The sequence below is a fragment of the Micromonospora sp. MP36 genome (assembly GCF_008119785.1).
In the GTDB taxonomy this organism is placed as follows: Bacteria; Actinomycetota; Actinomycetes; order Mycobacteriales; family Micromonosporaceae; genus Micromonospora.
Genome location: NZ_VSFA01000079.1, coordinates 13677 through 33021, shown reverse-complemented (window position 1 = coordinate 33021; position 19345 = coordinate 13677). Strand labels below are relative to the sequence as shown.

The 19345-nt window shown below is 71.7% G+C and carries 17 protein-coding genes; 3 read left to right on the top strand and 14 right to left on the bottom strand.

Annotated elements, in window-relative coordinates; translation table 11 throughout:
* The 9 genes from FXF52_RS31415 to FXF52_RS31375 form a co-directional block, all read right to left on the bottom strand.
* On the bottom strand, nt 1–1863 hold a 1863-nt coding region (locus tag FXF52_RS31415; RefSeq protein ID WP_148802292.1), incomplete at its 3' end, for a bifunctional (p)ppGpp synthetase/guanosine-3',5'-bis(diphosphate) 3'-pyrophosphohydrolase.
* 217 nt (nt 1864–2080) lie between these two features.
* Nucleotides 2081–2647: an adenine phosphoribosyltransferase gene (locus tag FXF52_RS31410; RefSeq protein WP_148802282.1), complete on the bottom strand. Its 567-nt coding sequence runs from the start codon at nt 2645–2647 to the stop codon at nt 2081–2083.
* A gap of 121 nt (nt 2648–2768) precedes the next feature.
* Entirely contained in the window at nt 2769–3956 is a 1188-nt protein-coding gene (gene secF / locus FXF52_RS31405) for a protein translocase subunit SecF (RefSeq protein WP_148802280.1), read from the bottom strand.
* 1 nt (nt 3957) lies between these two features.
* Nucleotides 3958–5886 (bottom strand): protein translocase subunit SecD, encoded by a 1929-nt coding sequence (secD, locus tag FXF52_RS31400; protein ID WP_187413833.1) that lies wholly within the window; start codon nt 5884–5886, stop codon nt 3958–3960.
* Nucleotides 5887–6110: 224 nt separating this feature from the next.
* The gene (gene yajC, locus FXF52_RS31395) at nt 6111–6458 is read right to left on the bottom strand and encodes a preprotein translocase subunit YajC (RefSeq protein WP_187413832.1); all 348 of its coding nucleotides are present in this window, start codon (nt 6456–6458) and stop codon (nt 6111–6113) included.
* A 137-nt stretch (nt 6459–6595) separates the two neighbouring features.
* The gene (gene ruvB / locus FXF52_RS31390; protein ID WP_148802276.1) at nt 6596–7660 is read right to left on the bottom strand and encodes a Holliday junction branch migration DNA helicase RuvB; all 1065 of its coding nucleotides are present in this window, start codon (nt 7658–7660) and stop codon (nt 6596–6598) included.
* A 109-nt stretch (nt 7661–7769) separates the two neighbouring features.
* Nucleotides 7770–8372, bottom strand: coding sequence for a Holliday junction branch migration protein RuvA (ruvA, locus tag FXF52_RS31385; RefSeq protein ID WP_148802274.1), 603 nt, complete (start codon nt 8370–8372; stop codon nt 7770–7772).
* On the bottom strand, nt 8369–8896 hold the full coding sequence (ruvC, locus tag FXF52_RS31380; protein ID WP_148802272.1) for a crossover junction endodeoxyribonuclease RuvC: 528 nt from the start codon (nt 8894–8896) through the stop codon (nt 8369–8371). Before ruvC ends, ruvA begins: the two co-directional genes overlap by 4 nt.
* 116 nt (nt 8897–9012) lie before the next feature.
* On the bottom strand, nt 9013–9327 hold the full coding sequence (locus FXF52_RS31375) for a DUF1905 domain-containing protein (RefSeq protein WP_187413831.1): 315 nt from the start codon (nt 9325–9327) through the stop codon (nt 9013–9015).
* Between the two features lie 223 nt (nt 9328–9550).
* On the opposite strand from FXF52_RS31375, the gene FXF52_RS31370 reads away from it, so the two are divergent.
* Nucleotides 9551–10333 carry a 3-hydroxybutyrate dehydrogenase gene (locus tag FXF52_RS31370; RefSeq protein WP_148802268.1) on the top strand — a complete coding sequence of 261 codons (783 nt, stop codon included), beginning with the start codon at nt 9551–9553 and terminating at the stop codon, nt 10331–10333.
* A 14-nt stretch (nt 10334–10347) separates the two neighbouring features.
* Nucleotides 10348–12267 (top strand): helix-turn-helix domain-containing protein, encoded by a 1920-nt coding sequence (locus FXF52_RS31365; protein ID WP_148802266.1) that lies wholly within the window; start codon nt 10348–10350, stop codon nt 12265–12267.
* A gap of 81 nt (nt 12268–12348) precedes the next feature.
* On the opposite strand, the gene FXF52_RS31360 is transcribed toward FXF52_RS31365, so the two are convergent.
* Together FXF52_RS31360 and FXF52_RS31355 are read right to left on the bottom strand one after the other, a co-directional pair.
* A complete protein-coding gene (locus FXF52_RS31360) occupies nt 12349–12957 on the bottom strand; it encodes a TetR/AcrR family transcriptional regulator (RefSeq protein WP_148802264.1) in 609 nt (202 codons plus the stop codon).
* An 11-nt stretch (nt 12958–12968) separates the two neighbouring features.
* Nucleotides 12969–14537, bottom strand: a complete 1569-nt coding sequence (locus tag FXF52_RS31355) for an MFS transporter (protein ID WP_148802262.1) — start codon at nt 14535–14537, stop codon at nt 12969–12971.
* Between the two features lie 682 nt (nt 14538–15219).
* Here FXF52_RS31355 and FXF52_RS31350 point away from each other — a divergent pair.
* Nucleotides 15220–15807, top strand: coding sequence for a hypothetical protein (locus FXF52_RS31350; RefSeq protein WP_148802289.1), 588 nt, complete (start codon nt 15220–15222; stop codon nt 15805–15807).
* Between the two features lie 362 nt (nt 15808–16169).
* Here the strand turns inward: FXF52_RS31350 and FXF52_RS31345 are convergent, their stop codons facing one another.
* From FXF52_RS31345 to FXF52_RS31335, 3 genes are read right to left on the bottom strand one after another with little or no spacing between them, the layout of a single operon-like run.
* Complete coding sequence (locus FXF52_RS31345) at nt 16170–17180, bottom strand: branched-chain amino acid ABC transporter permease (RefSeq protein WP_148802260.1); 1011 nt, start codon at nt 17178–17180, stop codon at nt 16170–16172.
* On the bottom strand, nt 17177–18058 hold the full coding sequence (locus tag FXF52_RS31340; RefSeq protein ID WP_148802258.1) for a branched-chain amino acid ABC transporter permease: 882 nt from the start codon (nt 18056–18058) through the stop codon (nt 17177–17179). The genes FXF52_RS31345 and FXF52_RS31340 overlap by 4 nt, the downstream gene beginning before the upstream one ends.
* 7 nt (nt 18059–18065) lie before the next feature.
* On the bottom strand, nt 18066–19319 hold the full coding sequence (locus FXF52_RS31335; protein ID WP_187413830.1) for an ABC transporter substrate-binding protein: 1254 nt from the start codon (nt 19317–19319) through the stop codon (nt 18066–18068).
* Nucleotides 19320–19345 lie beyond the last annotated feature (26 nt).

Here is a 19345-nt window from a genome sequence, read left to right as displayed (position 1 = left end):
TGCGGCGTAGAGCGAGGCGACGTCGGCGAGGTGCAGGTCCCGGGCGATCGCCATCAGGTTGTCGGAGGTGAGCATCCGCTGCAACGGCATGCCCTGCTTCCGCATCGCCTTGACGATGGCGTCCTTGCCGGCCTCGATCGCCTCCTCGCGCCGCTCCTTGTTGAAGTACTGGCGGATCTTGGTGCGGGCGCGCGGGCTCTTGACGAAGCCGAGCCAGTCCTGGGTCGGCCCGGCCGTGTCGGACTTCGAGGTGAAGATCTCGATCACGTCGCCGTTGGACAGCGTCGACTCCAGCGGCACCAACTTGCCGTTGACCCGGGCGCCGATGCACTTGTGCCCGACCTCGGTGTGCACCGCGTACGCGAAGTCCACCGGCGTCGACCCGGTCGGCAGCGGGATGACGTCGCCCTTCGGGGTGAAGACGTACACCTCCTGGCTGGACAGGTCGAACCGGAGCGCGTCGAGGAACTCGCTCGGGTCGGCGGCCTCCCGCTGCCAGTCGAGCAGCTGGCGCAGCCAGGTCATCTCGTCGATGTGCGCCGGCGGGCCGACGATCTGGGTGCCCTTGTGCTCCTTGTACTTCCAGTGCGCGGCGATGCCGAACTCAGCGGTGCGGTGCATCGCGTAGGTGCGGATCTGCATCTCCACCGGCTTGCCGGTGGGCCCGATGACCGTCGTGTGCAACGACTGGTACATGTTGAACTTGGGCATGGCGATGTAGTCCTTGAACCGGCCCGGCACCGGCTGCCAGTTGGCGTGGATGACCCCCAGCGCCGCGTAGCAGTCCCGCACCGTGTCGACCAGGATCCGCACGCCGACCAGGTCGTAGATGTCGTTGAAGTCGCGACCCCGCACGATCATCTTCTGGTAGATCGAGTAGAGGTGCTTCGGCCGGCCGGTGACCTCCGCCTTGATCTTGGCGGCCTTCAGGTCGGTGCCCACCTTCTGGGTCACCTGGCGCAGCAGCGCCTCCCGCTGCGGCTGGTGCTCCCCGATCAGGCGGTTGATCTCCTCGTACCGCTTCGGGAACAGGGTGCCGAAGGCGAGGTCCTCCAGCTCCCACTTGATGGTGTTCATACCGAGGCGGTGCGCCAGCGGAGCCAGGATCTCCAGCGTCTCCTTCGCCTTCTGCTCCTGCTTGGGCCGGGGCAGGAAGGTGAGGGTACGCATGTTGTGCAGCCGGTCGGCCAGCTTGATCACCAGGACCCGCGGGTCCTTGGCCATGGCGACGACCATCTTGCGGATCGTCTCCGCCTTGGCCGCGTCGCCGAGCTTGACCTTGTCGAGCTTGGTCACGCCGTCGACCAGCAGGGTGACCTCGGGACCGAAGTCGGCGCGCATCTGGTCGAGGGTGTATTCGGTGTCCTCGATCGTGTCGTGCAGCAGCGCCGCCACCAGGGTGGTGGTGTCCATCCCGAGGTTGGCCAGGATGGTCGCCACCGCCAGCGGGTGGGTGATGTAGGGGTCACCGGACTTGCGGTACTGACCCGAGTGCCAGCGCGCGGCGGTGTCGAAGGCGCGCTGGAGCAGCCGGGCGTCGGCCTTGGGGTGGTTTTCCCGGTGGGTGGCGATCAGCGGCTCGAGCACCTCGCTGACCTGCGAGGTCTGCCACGGCGCGTTGAACCGGGCCAGCCGGGCGCGCACCCGACGGCCGGTCGGGGCGTTGGAGAGGGCGAAGCCTCCGCCGGGGGACGGCTCACCCGTGGCGTCGGTCCGCAGCGGCACCACGACCGCCCCGGACGACGCGCCGCCGTCCGTCCTGGCGTCGGGGCCGCCGGCGCCGGTCACCCGGGCCGGCGGGTTGCCGCTCCGCTCGGTCACCGAGCCGTCCGCGTCGCCTGTCGGGTGCACCGTGCCCTCCATCGGAGGGACGACATCGTGGGACACCGGCCTCCTCACCGCTCGCCGGGATGCGTCGGCCGTCCGGCCGACGTACTGTGCAACCGGCCCGGGGGCCGGTGTTGTTCCGCGCCGACCTGCCACCCCGCCCGGTCGGCAAAGGGCAATGCTACCCGTACGCAGGGGCCGTCGCCCCTCCGCCGGACGGACCGCACGGGGGCGGTCCGACCGGCTCATGGGGTCAAACGGTCAGCAGGGCATGGACCGGACGCGGGGCGAGCCGCTCCCGGCCCTTGAGGAAGCCCAACTCCAGCAGCACGGTGAAGCCGGCGACCGTGCCGCCGGCCCGCTCCACCAGGTCGAGGGTGGCCTCGGCGGTGCCGCCGGTGGCGAGCACGTCGTCCACCACCAGGACCCGGTGGCCGGCGGTGAAGGCGTCCTGGTGCACCTCCAGGGTCGCCTCGCCGTACTCCAGCGCGTACGAGGCGGAGTGCGTCGCGCGGGGCAGCTTGCCGGCCTTGCGCACCGGCACCACGCCGACCCCGGAGGCGTACGCGATGGCGGCGGCGATCACGAACCCCCGCGCCTCGATGCCGGCCACCGCGTCGAACGAGTCCCGCCCGTGGTACGCGATGATCCCGTCGGTCACCTCGCGGAAGACGGCACCGTCGGCGAAGAGCGGCATCAGGTCCTTGAACATGACCCCGGGCTGGGGGAAGTCCGGCACGTCCAGCACCCGGCTGGCGACCAGCTGGGCGACCTCCAGGCCGCTGTCTCCCCGTACCCCGGTGGTGTGGGTCTCCGTCACGATACGTCCCGTGTCCCTTCGTAACGACGACGGCGTCCGTCATGCCGCTCGCACAACATGACGGACGCCGTCCGGTCGGTTCCTACCGGGTGTCCCCGGGCAGGTCGGAGGTCGCCCCCGGTCAGCGGCGCTTGGCGCCGCCCGGCCGGTTGCCTCCGCCGCCGGGGCGACCGCCCCGGGTGCCGGCGGGACGCTTGCCGGCTGGCCGGGCGCCCACCTTCGGCGCGGCCCCGGCGAGGGCCGCCGCCTCCGGGTCGATGGCGTCGTCGGTGGCCACGGCGGCCCGCGGCGTGCCCTTCGGGGCGACCTCGCCCCGGGCGATCGCGCCACGCCGGGCCAGCACCCGCTTGTTGTGCGCGCTGATCCGCGGGTCCTGGTTCTTCATCAGCACCAGCAGCGGGGTGGCCAGCAGGATCGAGGTCAGGAACGCCACCGCCATACCGACGAAGAGCACCAGGCCCAGGTCCTTGAGCGTGCCGGCGCCGAGCAGGCCCGCCCCGATGAACAGCAGACCACCGACCGGCAGCAGGGCGACCACCGAGGTGTTCAGCGACCGCATGAGGCTCTGGTTGAGCGCCAGGTTGGCCGCCTCGCCGTAGGTCATGTTGTTGTTCGCGGTGATGCCCCGGGTGTTCTCCTGGACCTTGTCGAAGACCACCACCACGTCGTAGAGCGCGAAGCCCAGGATGGTGAGGAAACCGATGATCGTCGACGGGGTGACCTCGAAGCCGACCATCGAGTAGATGCCGGCGGTGAGGACCAGGTTGGTCAGCAGCGAGGCGATCGCCGCGACCGCCATCCGCCACTCGAAGCGGAGGATCAGGTAGACCGCCACCACCGCGATGAAGATCAGCAGACCGAGCAGCGCGCGAGAGGTGACCTGGCTGCCCCAGGCCTCGGAGACCTGGCTGCCGCTGATCTGGTCGGCGTTGATGCCGAACTCCTGGGCCATCTCGGTCTTGACCGCGTTGGCCTGCTCGGCGCTGAGCTGCGCCGTGCGCAGCTCGTAGTACTCGCCGCTGGTGCTGCCGACCTTCTGCGCGGTGACCACCTCGACGCCGCCACCCTTGGCGAGCAGGGCGGCGTTGACCTTCGCCTCGGCCTGGTCCAGGGTGCCGACGCTGGCCGGCACCTGGAAGGAGTTGCCACCGGCGAACTCGATGCCGAGGCGGAAGCCCTGGATCGCGAAGCTGAGCACGGCGACCAGCACCAGCACTCCGGCGACGCCGAACCACAGCTTGCGCCGGCCGACGATGTTGAGATCGGCCTCGCCCCGGTAGAGCCGGGACGCCAGACCAGTCTTAGCCATCTCAGGCCTCCTTGACGCGCGGGTTGCGAACGGTGGCCTGCTCGGCCGATCGGGCCGGCAGGGCCCGGCCGAGACCGCTGACCCGCGGGGACAGGAACGCCCGGGTCCGGGCGAACATCGTCATGATCGGGTGCCGGAAGAGGAAGACGACCACCAGGTCGAGGACGGTCGCCAGGCCGAGCGCGAAGGCGAAGCCCTTCACCGCGCCGACCGAGACGAGGTAGAGCACCACGGCGGACATCAGGGTGATCGCGTTCGCCGAGATGATCGTCCGGCGGGCCCGGACCCACGCCCGCGGCACCGCGCTGCGTGGGCTGCGCCCCTCCCGGATCTCGTCCTTGAGCCGCTCGAAGTAGATGACGAACGAGTCCGCCGCCACACCGAGCGAGACGATCATGCCGGCGATGCCGGCGAGGGTGAGGGTGAAACCGATCGACCGGCCGAGCACCACCAGCGCGCCGAAGACCAGCAGCGCGGAGAGCACCAGGCTCAGGAAGATGACCGAGCCGAGCAGCCGGTAGTAGAAGAACGAGTAGATGATGACCAGCAGCATGCCGATGCCGGCCGCGAGCAGCCCCGCCTTGAGGTGGCTGTCGCCCAGCGTCGCGGTGACGTTCTGCTGCTCAGCCTGGTTGAAGGTCACCGGCAGCGCGCCGTAGCGCAGCTGGCTGGCCAGCTGGTTGGCGGTCTTGCTGTCGAAGCTGCCGGTGATCTGGGAGTCACCGGTCAGCACGCCCTGGATCTCCGGGGACGAGATGATCTCGTTGTCCAGCACCACGGCGACCCGGCACTTGCCGTCCTGGCCGAGCGCGGTCTGGTCGCAGGCCTGGCCCTCGTTGTTGAACGACTCGCGGGTCAGCGCGGTCCACTTCTCCTGGCCCTTGCCGGTGAACTGCAGGCTCACCACCCAGGCGCTGGTCTGGTCGAGCTGAGCCGAGGCGTTCTTGACGTCGCGGCCGACCACCTTCGCCTTGTCCAGCAGGTACTTGGCGCCGGACTCACAGGCGACCGCCTGCTGGTTCTCGTCCTTGATCGACGCCGGCGGCCGCTTGTCGAGCTGGGCGCAGGTGATGGTCGGGACGTTGTACTGCATCTCGACCGGCAGCACCGCGATCTCCTGCGGGGAGAGGGTGCCGAACGGCTTGAGCTTCTCGGCCAGCGAGGGGTCGGCGCTGACGTCGGCCGGGGCCTTCAGGCCGGTGGCGGCGCCCCAGGCGGCGGCGCCGACCTTCTGCTCGACGGCCTTGCGCTGCTCCTCGATGCCCTGCGGCACCGGGGCGGCGCTCGCGCTCGCGCTCGGGGACGGTGCGGCGGCGCTCGGCGACGCCGACGGGGTCGGCGCGGCGGCGCTGGCGCTCGGCGCCGGGGCCATGCCGCCCTGACCGCCCGCGCTCGGCGAGGCGGTGGCCTGCGGCGCGGCGCTGCCGGACGGCGCCGGCGTCGCGCTGCCGGATGGCGCCGGGGTGGCGCTACCCGACGGAGCCGGGGTGGCGCTGGCGCTCGGGGCCGGGGCGACGGTGGCGCCGCTGCCGTCGGTGGCCTTGAGGACCTTGCGGAAGCGCAGCTCGGCGGCGCTGCCGACGTCGGTCAGGTCCCGGTTCTGGCCGGGCAGGGAGATGACGATGTTGCGGTTGCCCTCGGTGACCACCTCGGCCTCGGCCACGCCGTACGCGTTGACCCGGTTCTCGATGATCTGGCGCGCCTCCTCGAGGTTGGCGGCCGTCGGGGGCTTGCCGTCCACGCTGTTGGTGGCCTCCAGCGTCAGCCGGGTGCCGCCGATCAGGTCCAGGCCGAGCCGAGGCTCCAGCCGGTCCTTCCAGCCACCGCTGGCGCCGCCCGAGAAGAACACCAAAAGATAGAGGACGACGAAGACGAGCCCGAGCACGGCAAGCTGCCGTCCGGGGCGCATCTGTCCCTGAGGTGGTGCCACGGCTGTCCTGTCTCCCTGTACGGTCGCGCCGCTGGGCAGCGGCGACGAAAGTCGGGCCGGGGGTGTCCGCCCGACGGCTCTGGCGGGTCGACGCCACCGGCCGACACGCCTCCCCCGGTACGACGCGGCCGCGTCCCTCGGGATTCCCATGCGTGTCGGCGCCGGGCGCCGACCCAACTATCCACTTGTGCGGCTGAATCCGCTGCCCCGTCCGGGGCCCACGGTCACTCCTTGACGGGCTCGGCGTCCTCGGTTACCGGCTCGATCGTCTCGGGGCGCTCGGCCTGCTTGATCACGCGGGCGACGGCCGGGCGCGCGTACCGGGTCTCCACGCCCGGGGCGACCTCCAGCAGGACCGTCTCGTCCTCCACGGCGGTTACCGTGCCGTGGAGCCCGCCGATGGTGACGACCTCGTCGCCCGGGGCCAGCGCGGACTGCATCTGCTCAGCCTCGCGGCGGCGCTTCTGCTGGGGGCGGATCATCATGAAGTACATGACGCCGAAGAGCAGAGCGATCATGAGGATCGGCATCAGACCGCCGGCTCCCCCGCCACTCGCTGCTGCGTAAAGCACGGTTGTCGACCTTCCCATTGGCCTCCCCACCAGCACGAGGGGTGCCGGAGCGGAGGCGGATTCTCACGTCCTGTAGACCGCGCGAAGTCTAGTCCCTGCGCCTGAGAAGACCGAATGCGGCACAGATCACGTTCGGATCACGGCTGATCGGTCTGCACGGAGAACAGATCGGGCGCGGGCCGCGTCTCGGTGCCAAATGTACCATTCGGCGGCGTACGCCCCAGATGGTGCCAGGCAGCCTCGGTCGCGACCCGCCCCCGGGGCGTGCGCGCCAGCAGCCCGGCCCGCACCAGGAACGGCTCGCACACCTCCTCGACCGTGTCCGGCTGCTCGCCCACCGCCACGGCGAGGGTGGAGAGCCCCACCGGGCCGCCCCGGAACGAGTCGACCAACGCGGTGAGCACCGCCCGGTCCAGCCGGTCCAGCCCGAGCGCGTCGACGTCGTACACGGTGAGGGCGGCCTGGGCGGTCTCCCGGTTGACCACGCCGTCGGCCCGGACCTCGGCGAAGTCGCGGACCCGGCGCAGCAGCCGGTTGGCGATCCGGGGCGTCCCCCGCGACCGGCCGGCGATCTCGATCGCGCCCTCGTCGGTGATGGGCACGCCGAGGATCCGCGCCGAGCGGCGCAGCAGCGCCTCCAGGTCGGCCGGGGCGTAGAAGTCGAGGTGGGCGACGAAGCCGAACCGGTCCCGCATCGGCCCGGTGAGCAGGCCGGAGCGGGTGGTCGCGCCGACCAGCGTGAACGGCTCCACGTCGAGCGGAATGGCGGTCGCGCCGGGGCCCTTGCCGACCACCACGTCGACCCGGAAGTCCTCCATCGCGCTGTAGAGCAGTTCCTCGGCCGGCTTGGCGATCCGGTGGATCTCGTCGATGAACAGCACGTCGCCCTCGGCGAGGCTGGTCAGGATGGCGGCCAGGTCGCCGGAGCGCTCGATGGCCGGCCCGCTGGTCACCCGGATCCCCGAGCCCAGCTCGGCCGCCACGATATTGGCCAACGTCGTTTTCCCGAGGCCAGGCGGCCCCGACAGGAGGATGTGGTCGGGCGGGGAGCCCCGCCGCATCGCGCCCTTGAGCAGCAGGTCGAGCTGGTCGCGGACCCGGTGCTGGGCGATGAACTCCTCCAGCCGCTTCGGCCGGACGCTGGCCTCCGCGTCCCGTTCCGCGTCGCTGACGTACGCCGAGACCAGGTTCTCCCCCGTCATGAGTTGATCTTCATTCGTGACTGCGGGGCTCGCAACCCTGACTCAAGCGCGCATTTCGGCTCGGCCGCATCCCACGCGAGCCGCCCCGGAACGCGCGTCCTCGCGCTCGTCATCGGGTGCGACCCAGGAGGCGGATGGCCTGCTTGAGCAGGACCGGCACCGGCGGGGTCTCCCCGTCGACGGTCTCGGCGACCGCGGCGACGGCCTGCTCGGCCTGGGCGGCCGTCCAGCCGAGCCCGACCAGGGCCTGGCGCACCTGCTCCGGCCAGGGGCCCGCGGTCACCCCGGCCGCGCCGTCCGGGCCGATCGGCACCGGGCCGATCCGGTCGCGCAGTTCGAGGACGAGCCGCTCGGCGCCCTTCTTGCCGATGCCGGGCACCCGGGTCAGCGCGGCGGTGTCAGCGTTGGCGATGGCCTTGCGGACCGCGTCCGGGGTGTGCACGGCGAGCACCGCCTGGGCCAGCCGGGGGCCCACTCCGCTGGCGGTCTGGAGCAGTTCGAAGAGCTGCTTGGCGTCGTCATCCGCGAAGCCGTAGAGGGTGAGCGAGTCCTCCCGGACGACCAGGCTGGTGGCGAGCCGGGCCGGCTGGCCGATCCGCAGCTCGGCGAGGGTGCCGGGGGCGCACTGCACCGCCAGGCCGATGCCGCCCACCTCCACCACGGCGTGGTCCGGACCGGTCGCGGTCACCGTGCCGCGCACGCTAGCGATCATCGAGCTCCTCCTCGTCGTGCCCGCTCGGCAGCGGCGGCCAGCTTGGATCGGGTGCCACCGCGCCAGACGTGGCAGATGGCCAGGGCCAGGGCGTCGGCGGCGTCGGCGGGCCGGGGCGGCTCGGGCAGCCGCAGCAGCCGGGTGACCATCGCGGTCATCTGCGCCTTGTCGGCCTGACCGGAGCCGGTCACCGCCGCCTTGACCTCGCTCGGGGTGTAGGTCTGCACGGGCAGCCCGACGCGCGCCCCGGCGAGCACCGCGATCCCGCTGGCCTGGGCCGTGCCCATCACGGTGCGGACGTTGTGCTGGCTGAACACCCGCTCCACGGCGACCGCGTCCGGCCGGTGCTCGGCGATCAGGTCGGTGAGCGAGCGGTCCAGGTGCAGCAGGCGCAGCGGCAACTCGTCGGCGGGATCGGTGTAGACGACGTAGTAGGCGACCAGCGTGCAGGGCCGCCCCGGCACGCCCTCGACCACGCCGACCCCGCACCGGGTCAGCCCCGGGTCGACGCCGAGCACCCGCACGCCGCCTCCTCCCCGACCGCCAGCAGTACGTGTGTTCGACACCCTACCGATCCACTCCGGGGCGCGCCCGGGCGGACACGCCGTCGGGGCAAACCGCCGGGCGGACACACCACCCGCTACATCCGCGCGTGGTCGACCGCGACGGACACCCGGACCACGTCGCCGTCGTCCTTGCCGGCCCGGATCCGTGCCGGCACCGCCAGGAGCCAGCCGTGCCGCCGGTCCCGCCAGACGCTGGTCGGCCAGGTGCGACCGTCCACGGTGGCGACGACCGGGACCCGGCCGAACGGCCCGGCCGAGGACGGGGCGTACTCGTCCGGCACCACGGCGAAGACCCACCCACCCGCGCCCGACCAGCGGAACAGGCTGGCCGGGAAGGTGGCCGGCTCGGCATGGTCCGTCCGGCTGGTGTCCGCTCCGGTCTTCGTCACGTCCCGCCTTCCGTCGCGCTCCGCCAGCCGCTGCCGCGCGGCGCCTGCCGCCGGTCACTCTGCCAGGCACCCCTGACACATCGCGGGAGCGAGTTGGGCGACGGTGCCGACCTCCAGAGCCAGCCGGGGCGGCACGAGTCGCGCCCACCCACACACCCCTCGGGCGGAGTATGTGTCCGTACGCCATGTGCGCCCGGCCACACAGCTCGTAACTTCTTGCGCCATGACGGCAGAACCCGTGGCGGTCCCCCACGTCGTACGCGTCGACCTCTCCGGTCGTAGCGCCCTGGTGACCGGTGGTGGCAGCGGCATCGGACGGGCCTGCGCCCTACGGCTGGCGGCAGCCGGCGCGGCGGTGCTGGTGGTCGACCGCAACGTGGAGGCGGCCAAGGCGGTCGCCGCCGAGGCGGGCGGTCGCGCCGAGGGCATCGATCTGGCCGACCCGACCGCCGTGGACCGGCTGGACGTCGACGTCGACATCGTGGTCAACAACGCCGGCCTGCAGCACGTCGCGCCGGTGCAGGACTTCCCCGTCGAACGCTTCGAATACATCCAACGCGTGATGGTGGAGGCGCCGTTCCTGCTGATCCGGCGGGCGCTGCCGCACATGTACGCCAACGGCTGGGGCCGGATCGTCAACATCTCCTCGGTGCACGGGCTGCGCGCCTCGCCGTACAAGGCGGCGTACGTCTCGGCCAAGCACGCGCTGGAGGGGCTGTCGAAGGTGGTCGCCCTGGAGGGCGCCGCGCACGGGGTGACTGCCAACTGCATCAACCCGGCGTACGTGCGGACGCCGCTGGTGGAGAGCCAGATCGCCGACCAGGCGGCCACCCACGGCATCGGCGAGGACGAGGTGGTCGAGAAGATCATGCTGGCCCGGGCGGCGATCAAGCGGCTGATCGAGCCGGAGGAGGTGGCGGAGCTGGTGGCGTACCTGTGCTCCCCGCCGGCATCGTTCATCACCGGCGCCTCGATCGCCCTCGACGGGGGCTGGACGGCGAACTAGTGGCGCCCCGCACAATGACGGTCATGTCGTCACCCGTCGAGTTTCTCGAGCTGCTGGCCCGGGAGGCCGCCGCGGTGGAGTTCGAAGGGCCGCTGGTCGCGGCCCGCGCCGCCGGCCTGCCCGCCGAGCGGCTGGCCGAGCTGGAGCAGGCGAAGGTGGTGGCGCTGCGGGTCCGCGCGCTGCTGGAGCGCCGGCGCCGCCGGGAGATCGAGCTCTCCGGCCTGTACGACACGGCCAGCGACCTGGCCGGGCTGCGCGACCTGGACGACGTGCTGCGGGCCATCGTGCACCGGGCCCGGAACCTGCTCGGCACCGACGTGGCGTACATGACGCTCAACGACGAGGAGCGCGGCGACACGTACATGCGGGTCACCGACGGCTCGATCTCGGCCCGGTTCCAGCAACTGCGGCTGCCGATGGGCGCCGGCCTGGGCGGGCTGGTGGCGCAGACCGGCACCCCGTACGTGACGGCCAACTACCCGGAGGACGAACGGTTCCACCACACCGGGGAGATCGACGCCGGGGTGGGCGAGGAGGGCCTGGTGGCGATCCTCGGCGTGCCGCTGCGGCTCGGGTCGAGCGTGATCGGCGTGCTGTACGCGGCCAACCGGTCGGCCCGGCCGTTCGCCCGGGAGGAGGTGTCCCTGCTCGTCTCCCTCGCGGCGCACGCGGCCGTGGCGATCGACACCGCCCGGCTGCTCGCCGAGACCCGCGCGGCGCTGGCGGAGTTGTCGGCGGCGAACAGCACCATCCGGGCGCACAGCAGCTCGGTGGAGCGGGCCGCGGCCGCCCACGACCGGATGACCGCCCTGGTGGTGCGCGGCGGCGGGATGGAGGACGTGGCGGCGGCGGTGACCGAGGTGCTCGGCGGGGCGCTGCTGGCGCTGGACGCCGAGGGGCGGCGGCTGGCCCGGGTGGGCGAGATCGAGGAGCCGGAGCGGGCCGACATCGTGGAGGCGGTGGCCGCGTCCCGGACCGAGGGGCGCAGCGTCCGCCGCGGTCCGCTCTGGTACGCCGCCGTGGTGGCCGGCGCGGAGAACCTGGGCGCGCTGGTGCTGCGCCCGGACGGCGAACTGGTCGACGCCGACCAGCGGATCCTGGAGCGGGCCGCGCTGGTGACCGCGCTGCTGCTGCTGTTCCGGCGGACGGTGGCCGAGGCGGAGGGGCGGGTCCGGGGTGAACTGCTGGACGACCTGATCGCCCGGCCGCTGCGGGACGCCGACGCGCTGCGCAGCCGGGCCCGGCGGCTCGGGGTGGACCTGGACGCCCCGCACGTGCTGGTGGCCGTGGGCGACGACGCGATCGCCGCGACCGGCTCGGCCCGGCAGCGGGTGCTCTCCTGGGCCACCACGTACGCCTCCACCCGGAGCGGGCTGGCGGCGGCGCGGGACGGCCGGGTGGTGCTGATGCTGCCCGGCAAGGACGCCGGCGGCGCCGCGCGCGCGGTGGCCCGGGACCTGTCGCGGGTCACCGGCCGGCCGGTGACCGCCGGGGCGAGCGGGCCGTCGACCGGGCCGGCGTCGCTGGCCGCCACGTTCGCCGAGGCGGAACGCTGCCTGACCGCGCTGGGCGCGCTGGGCCGCGCGGGGCAGGGCGCGAGCACGGCCGAGCTGGGGTTCGTCGGGCTGCTGCTCGGGGCGGTCGGCGACTCGGGCGACCGGGACGTGGCCCGGTTCCTCACCGCGACGGTGGGGCCGGTGGTGGACTACGACGCCCGGCGGGGCACGGCGCTGGTCAAGACGCTGGAGGCGTACTTCGGGGTGGGCGGCAGCCTGGCCCGGGCGGCGGAGCTGCTGCACGTGCACGTCAACACGGTGACCCAGCGGCTGGAGCGGGTCGGGCAGCTGCTCGGCGCGGACTGGCAGAAGCCGGAGCGCGCCCTGGAGGTGCAGCTGGCGTTGCGGCTGCACCGGCTGCGTACCCCCGCCGGCTGAGCTGCCCGGCCGAGGTCGCCGACCCTGCCGTGTGCGGGGTGACCGGGACGCGGCGGACGGTGCCCCGGCCGGGGACCCGGGTCAGCGGGCGCGGAGGCCGTCCAGGACGGCGTCGACGATCCGCTCCGGCAGGATCCGGCCGTCCAGCTCCGGCTGCCAGCGCAGCATCCGCTGCATCAGCATCGGCCCGCTCAGCAGCGCCATGGCCAGCTCGATGTCCAGGTCGGCGCGGAGTTCCCCGCTGCGTACGCCGCGCTCGAGCACCTGCCGCATCAGCTTCCGGCGCGGCTCGACCATGTTCCGGTAGAGCTGGTAGTGCACCGGGCTGCGGTTCACCTCCGGCACCAGACAGGGCATGATCTTCGCGGCCCGCGGGTCGACGTTGTGCCCGATCGCCCCGACCAGCAGCACCAGGTCGTCCCGGACGGAGTGGCCGGCCGGCTCGGGCGGGATGCCCTTGAGGGTGCGCAACGCGTCGAGCAGCAGGGCTTCCTTGCCCGGCCAGCGACGATAGATGGTGGCCTTGCCGACCCCGGCGCGAGCGGCGATCGCCTCGATGGAGAGCGCCTCGATGGTGCTGCCCTCGGCCAGCAGGTCCAGGGTCGCCTGCACGATCGCCTCGTCCGCGCGGCTGCTCCGCGGTCGCCCGGGCGACCGCGGAGCATCGGCGGTGGAACTCATGTCAGACATTGTCGCCGAACCTACGCGGTCCCGGCCAACTCAGGTTCGGCGGCCGGCCGGGCGTCGGCCGCGGCGGGCACCGGGCGGCCCGGCATCCAACGGAGCACGATGACGATGCCGAACGCGGCCACCAGCGCGGAGAGCGCCGCCGCCCAGTGCATCGCCGACACGAACGAGTCGTTGGCCGCCGCGATCAGCCGCGGCGCGACCGGCCCGAGCTGCGCCGCCGCCGCGTACGCGCCGGAGATCGACTCCCGGGCCGCGTCCTGCGCCGGGCCGGGCAGGCCGGTCAGCGCGGAGGCCACGTCGCTGCGGTAGACCGCGGAGAGCACCGAGCCGAGGATCGCCACGCCGAGCGCGCCGGCCACCTGGCGGACGGTGTTGCTCACCGCGGAACCGACGCCGGCCTTCTCCCGAGGCAGCGCCGACATGATCGACTCGGTGGCCGGGGGCATGATGTTTGCCATCCCGGCGCCCTGGATGAAGCCCAGCGCCGAGAAGATCCAGATCGGGGTGTCCGCGTCGATGAGGACGAACGCGCCGAGCGCGGCGGCGGTGAGCAGCAGCCCGACCGTGGAGACCGCCCGGCCGCCGTAGCGGCGGACCATGGCGGCGCTGCGCGGGGCGAAGATGAGCTGGGCGAGGGCGAACGGCAGGAAGAGCAGGCCGCTCTCCAGCGGGGTGTAGCCGCGCACCAGCTGCAGGTAGAACGCGCCGAAGAACATCACGCCCATCGCGGCGAAGAAGACCAGCCCGACCATCGCCACCGGGGCGGCGAACCGGGGCACCCGGAACAGCCGCACGTCCAGCGACGGGTGGTCGCTGCGCAGCTCGTGGGCGACGAACCCGGCCAGCACTGCCAGCCCACCGGCGATGGCGACCCAGACCGGCAGCCGGTCGAAGCCGTGCTCGCCGCCGTCGATGATGCCGTAGGTGAGCGCGACCAGACCGACCACGGACAGCAGTACGCCGAGCACGTCGACGCGGCCCGGCCTCGGGTCGCGCGACTCCGGCACCAGCGCGGCGACCAGCACCAGGCCGAGCAGCACCACCGGCACGTTGATCAGGAAGACCGAGCCCCACCAGTAGCGCTCCAGCAGGGCGCCGCCGAGGACCGGGCCGATCGCCACGGCGAGGCCGACGGCACCGGCCCAGACGCCGATCGCCCGGGCCCGCTCCCGCGGGTCGAAGACGTTGGAGATGATCGACAGCGTCACCGGCATGATGGCCGCGCCACCGACCCCCATCAGCGCGCGGGCGGCGATCAGCTGCCCCGGGTCCTGGGCGTACGCCGACAGCAGCGACGCCAGCCCGAACAGCGCCAGGCCGACCAGGAGGAAACGCTTGCGGCCGAGGCGGTCGCCCAGGACGCCGAAGGTGAAGAGCAGGCCGGCGAAGACGAGGGTGTAGGAGTTGATCGCCCACTCCAGCTCGCCCTGGCTGGCGCCGAGGCCGTGCACCGGGTCGGCGAGGGTACGCAGGGCGACGTTCAAAATCGTGTTGTCGAGGACGACCACGAGGAGGCTGATCACCAGCACCCCCAGGATCGCCCACCTCCTCGGGTGTCCGGTGTTCTCGTGCGGTTCCATCCCGGTTCTCCCCCCGATTCACCCGCATCGAAATACGATACGGGCCAGACTCGTAACGAGCCTGAGCCTAAGCGAGCCATTTTCGATACGGAACCGGTTCGTATCGTTTGTGCCCCAGCTCACGTGCCACCCTCCCCGCCCCAGGTAGAATCCTTGATCGACTCCAGGTACGCGATGTGGCGGTCCGGGACTGCCAGATACCGCCGTTTACGCGACCTGGAGTGGATCACCCGGGTCTGCTAGTCGCCTTCCGGCGCGTTGTGGTGGGTGATGTCCGGTTTGCGGGTGACCGGCGGCATCCTAGGGCCGGAATGGCGGGCGGCCGGGGGTCGTTGAACCCGGGTGCACGGCCGAGGAAGCCCCCGTAAGGCGGGGCTGCCGGGGTCGGCGCCCGGAATCTGAGGTGCCGGCGCGGGCGCGGAATGATGGTGGGCCGCCGGTCGTTGCACATGAGCCACGCGATCGAGGCACCCCCGGGTGAGCCGGGGTGACCGGGCCCGGAATGATGGCGGGCCGTCGGTCGTTGGATATGGTCCCGGCGCCGCGAAGAGGCGACCCCCTCTCGCCCCGCGAGCTAGCCGGTTCGAAGACTTTCCCCCTTGTTTGAGCGCCTGACGGTGCTTGCGTGCCATGCCCACCCCCATGGGCTGTGTGCGCCAAACCCCCGAATGGAGCTTTGGTGATGAACACGATGCTGCGTAAGACGGTTCTTGGTGTTGCTGGTCTGGCTTTCACCGGTGGTGTGTTCGCCGGTCCGATCGCCGCTCACGCCAACGCCCCGGTTGCTGCCGGGAAGCCGGTCGCCGCGGTCCAGGCCGACAAGCCGGACGTGGGGAAGCTGGTTCCGCATGGTGTGCAGGGCGCCCAGTCGAAGATCACCCTGAACGACGAGCAGGTCGCGAATGTGAAGGCGATCATCGCGGCGACGAAGAAGGCTGGTCTGCCGGAGCGGGCTGCGGTGATCTCGATCGCCACGAGCCTGCAGGAGTCGAAGCTGGAGAACCTGGGCCACCTCGGCGACGCCAATGATCACGACTCGCTGGGCCTGTTCCAGCAGCGCCCGAGCTCGGGTTGGGGTACGCCGGAGCAGATCACCAACCCCGAGTACGCCACCCTGGCGTTCGAGAAGGGTCTGAAGCAGGTCGACGGCTGGCAGGACATGCCCCTGACCCAGGCGGCGCAGACTGTGCAGGTGTCGGCCTACCCGGACGCCTACGCCCAGTGGGAACAGCAGGCCGCCGACCTGGTCGCCCAGTACTGGAACAGCTGACCCAAGCAACAGCTGAGCACAACCGAACACCGTGAACACGCGCTGCTGGCCGGCACCCGAACACGGGTGCCGGCCAGCGCCGTCTCCAGAGAGCATCGTCTCCAGAGATCTTGAAAGTTGCCGTCCGCAGCGAAGGCAAACTGTCCAAGATCGGAAAGCAGCAGCTGCCCTGGAGGATGAACCGTTACCGGCGGGCGGGCAAGGCGCACGACGGGGCTGGGGGCGAGGGTGACCGGCGTAGGGATCAAGCCTGACCGCCCGGAGCCGGTCACCCTCGCCTCCAGCCCCCAAGCGCAACCACCGACCCACTGGGACGCAGTCCAAAGCGCAACCACCGCCCGGACCCAGCCCACAAGCGCAAGTCAGCTCCGACGACGCCACCGCAGCGCCAGGGCCGCGACACTCCCCCAGATCCCCCGCCGGAACAGCAGCACGACCAGGACGAAGATCCCCCCGGTGACCAGGCCGATCGCCTCGAACCCGGAGAACGACAGCAGGTCCTCCAGGCGGACCACCAGCGCCGCGCCGAGCACGCCGCCCCAGAGGGTGCCGATGCCGCCGAGCACCACCACGATGACGGCCTTGCCGGAGGTGGTCCAGTGCAGCACGTCGAGAGAGACGAACCGGTGGCCGACGGCGAAGAGCCCACCGCCGAGCCCGGCGAGGAAGCCGGAGAGGACGAACGCGGTCAGCTTGTACCGGTGCACGGGGTAGCCGAGCGCGCGGGCCCGGGCCGGGTTGTCCCGGATGCCGACCAGCACCCGGCCGAACGGCGAGTGGACGATCCGCCAGGCGGCGAGCAGGCCGAGCAGCACGATCGGCAGGATCGCGTAGTAGAAGTAGTAGTCGTCGGAGAGGTCGGCGCCGAAGAAGGAGCGGGGCACCCCCTGGAGGCCGTTCTCGCCCTGGGTGACCGAGCGCCATTCGTTGGCCACGTAGTAGACCATCTGCGCGAAGGCCAGGGTGACCATCGCGAAGTAGATTCCGGCGCGCTTGACGGCGAGGTAGCCGATCGGCAGCGCGAGCAGCGCCGCCGCGAGGGCCCCGGCCAGCACGGCCGCCGGGAACGGCAGGCCGGCGTGGATGGCCACCAGACCGGTGACGTACGCGGAGGTGCCCCAGAAGGCGGCGTGCCCGAAGGACATCAGCCCGGTGAAGCCGAGCAGCAGGTCCACCGAGACGGCGAACAGCGCCCAGCAGAGGATGTCCACCGCCACCGCCGGGTAGAGCCCGTTGGGCAGCCAGAACGCCACGAGCAGGCCGACGGCGAGCAGCGCGTACCGGACCCAGCCGGGGGCGCGGGCGACCGCCACCAGCCCGGACGGGGCCGCCGGGCGGGCCGCGTCGGCGGGGGTGTCGACGGCGCTGGTCATGCCGGTGCCTCCTCACGGCCGAACAGGCCGGCCGGGCGCCAGAGCAGCACGGCGGCCATCACCACGAACACGACGGTCTGCGACACGATCGGGAAGTCCGACAGGTACGCCTCGCCCCAGGCCTGGATCAGGCCGATGCCGAAGCCGGCGGCGACCGAGCCGAAGATCGAGCCGAGGCCACCGATCACCACTACCGCGAAGACCACGATGATCAGGTCAGCGCCCATCAGCGGGTTGACCGCGCGCATCGGGGCGGCGAGCACCCCGGCCAGCCCGGCCAGGGCGATGCCGAAGCCGAAGACCGGGGTGACCCACTTGCCGACGTCGATGCCGAAGGCGCGGGTCAGTTCGGGCCGCTCGGTGGCCGCCCGGACCACCATGCCGACCCGGGTCCGCCCGAGCACCCACCACACTCCCACGCAGAGCAGCACGGTGAAGCCGAGGATGAAGACCCGGTAGGTGGGGAAGTCGAAGAGCCCGAAGTCGACCGACCCGCTCAGCTCGGTCGGGGTGGCGTACGGGCTGGACTGGATGCCGTACCGCGACTTCACCAGGTCCTGGAGGATCAGGGTCAGGCCGAAGGTGAGCAGGAAGTTGTAGAGCGGGTCGAGCCGGGTCAGCCGGTGGATCACCGCCCGCTCCAGCACCATGCCGAGCAGGCCCAGGGCCAGCGGCATGATCACCAGTGCGGCCCAGAACGGCACGCCCGCCTCGGCGAGCAGCACGTACGCCCCGAACGCGCCGAGCATGTATAAGGCGCCGTGGGCGAAGTTCACCACCCGGAGCATGCCGAAGATGACCGCGAGCCCGAGGGCGAGCAGGGCGTAGAACGCCCCGCCCACCAGCCCGTTGAACGTGTTCTGCAGGAAACCTGACATCAGCTCGTCACATCTTGCAGTCCGGCGACGGCGTACGGAACGCCTCGGCCGCCGGGATGGTCTTGAGGATCTTGACGTAGTCCCACGGCTCGGTGACCTCGGCCTGCGGCTTCACCTGGGCCAGGTACGCGTCGTGGATGACCCGGTGGTCCTCGGCGCGGATCTTGCCGTTGCGCAGGAAGAGGTCGTTGACCTCCTTGCCCTCGAGGCCCTTGACCACGGTGTCCGCGTCGTCGGTGCCGGCGGCCTGCACCGCCTCCAGGTACTGCATGGCGGCGGAGTAGTTGGCCGCGTGCGCGAAGGACGGCCGGGTGCCGGTCTCCTTCTGGAACCGGTCGGCCCACTCCCGGTTCTGCTGATCGAAGTTCCAGTACCAGGCGTCGGTGTAGGTGGTGCCGGCGAGGGCGGCCGGGGTGAGCGAGTGGATGTCGGTGATGAACATCAGGCCCACGGCCAGCCCGATGCCCTTGTCCCGCAGCTTGAACTCGTTGTACTGCTTGACCACGTTGACCAGTTCCGCGCCGGCCTGCATGGTGCCGAGCACCTGCGGCTTCGGGTTCAGCGTCGGGGCCTTGAGCAGGAACGACGAGTAGTCGCCGCTGGTGTTCGGGAACGGCGCCCCGTCCTTGCCGACCACCGCGCCGCCGGCGGCGGTGATGGCGGCGGAGAAGCTCTTCTCCATGTCCTGCCCGAAGGCGTAGTTCGGGTAGAGGATGTACCAGTTCTTGCCGACCTGCTCGGTGGTCACGGTCCCGGTGCCGTGGGCCAGCATGTACGTATCGTACGCGTAGTGGAACGTGTACTTGTTGCAGCTCTTGCCGGTCAGGTCGGTGGTGGCCGCGCCGATGTTGAAGTAGAGCTTCTTCTTCTCCTTGGCCACGTCGGCGACCTTCAGTGCGGCCGAGGAGGTGGGCACGTCGAGGATGGCGTCGACGCCCTTGCGGTCGTACATCTCCTGGGCCTTGCTGTTGGCCACGTCCGGCTTGTTCTGGTGGTCGGCGGTCTCCACCGAGATGTTCTTGGTGATCGCCTTGTCGCCGTACTTGGCCTTGAAGTCGGCGATGGCCATCTCCACGGCCTTGACCGAGTTCTTCCCGGACAGCTCCGAGTAGGCCCCGGACTGGTCGTTGAGGACACCCAACACGATCTTGTCGCCGGTCAGCTTCTGGTCGCCGCCGGACTGCGGGCCACCGCCGCCGCAGCCGGTGACCAGCGCCGCCACCGCCGCCGAGGCGGCGGCCACACCCACGCTCCTGCGCATCTCAATCCCTTTCCGTACCGCGCGGT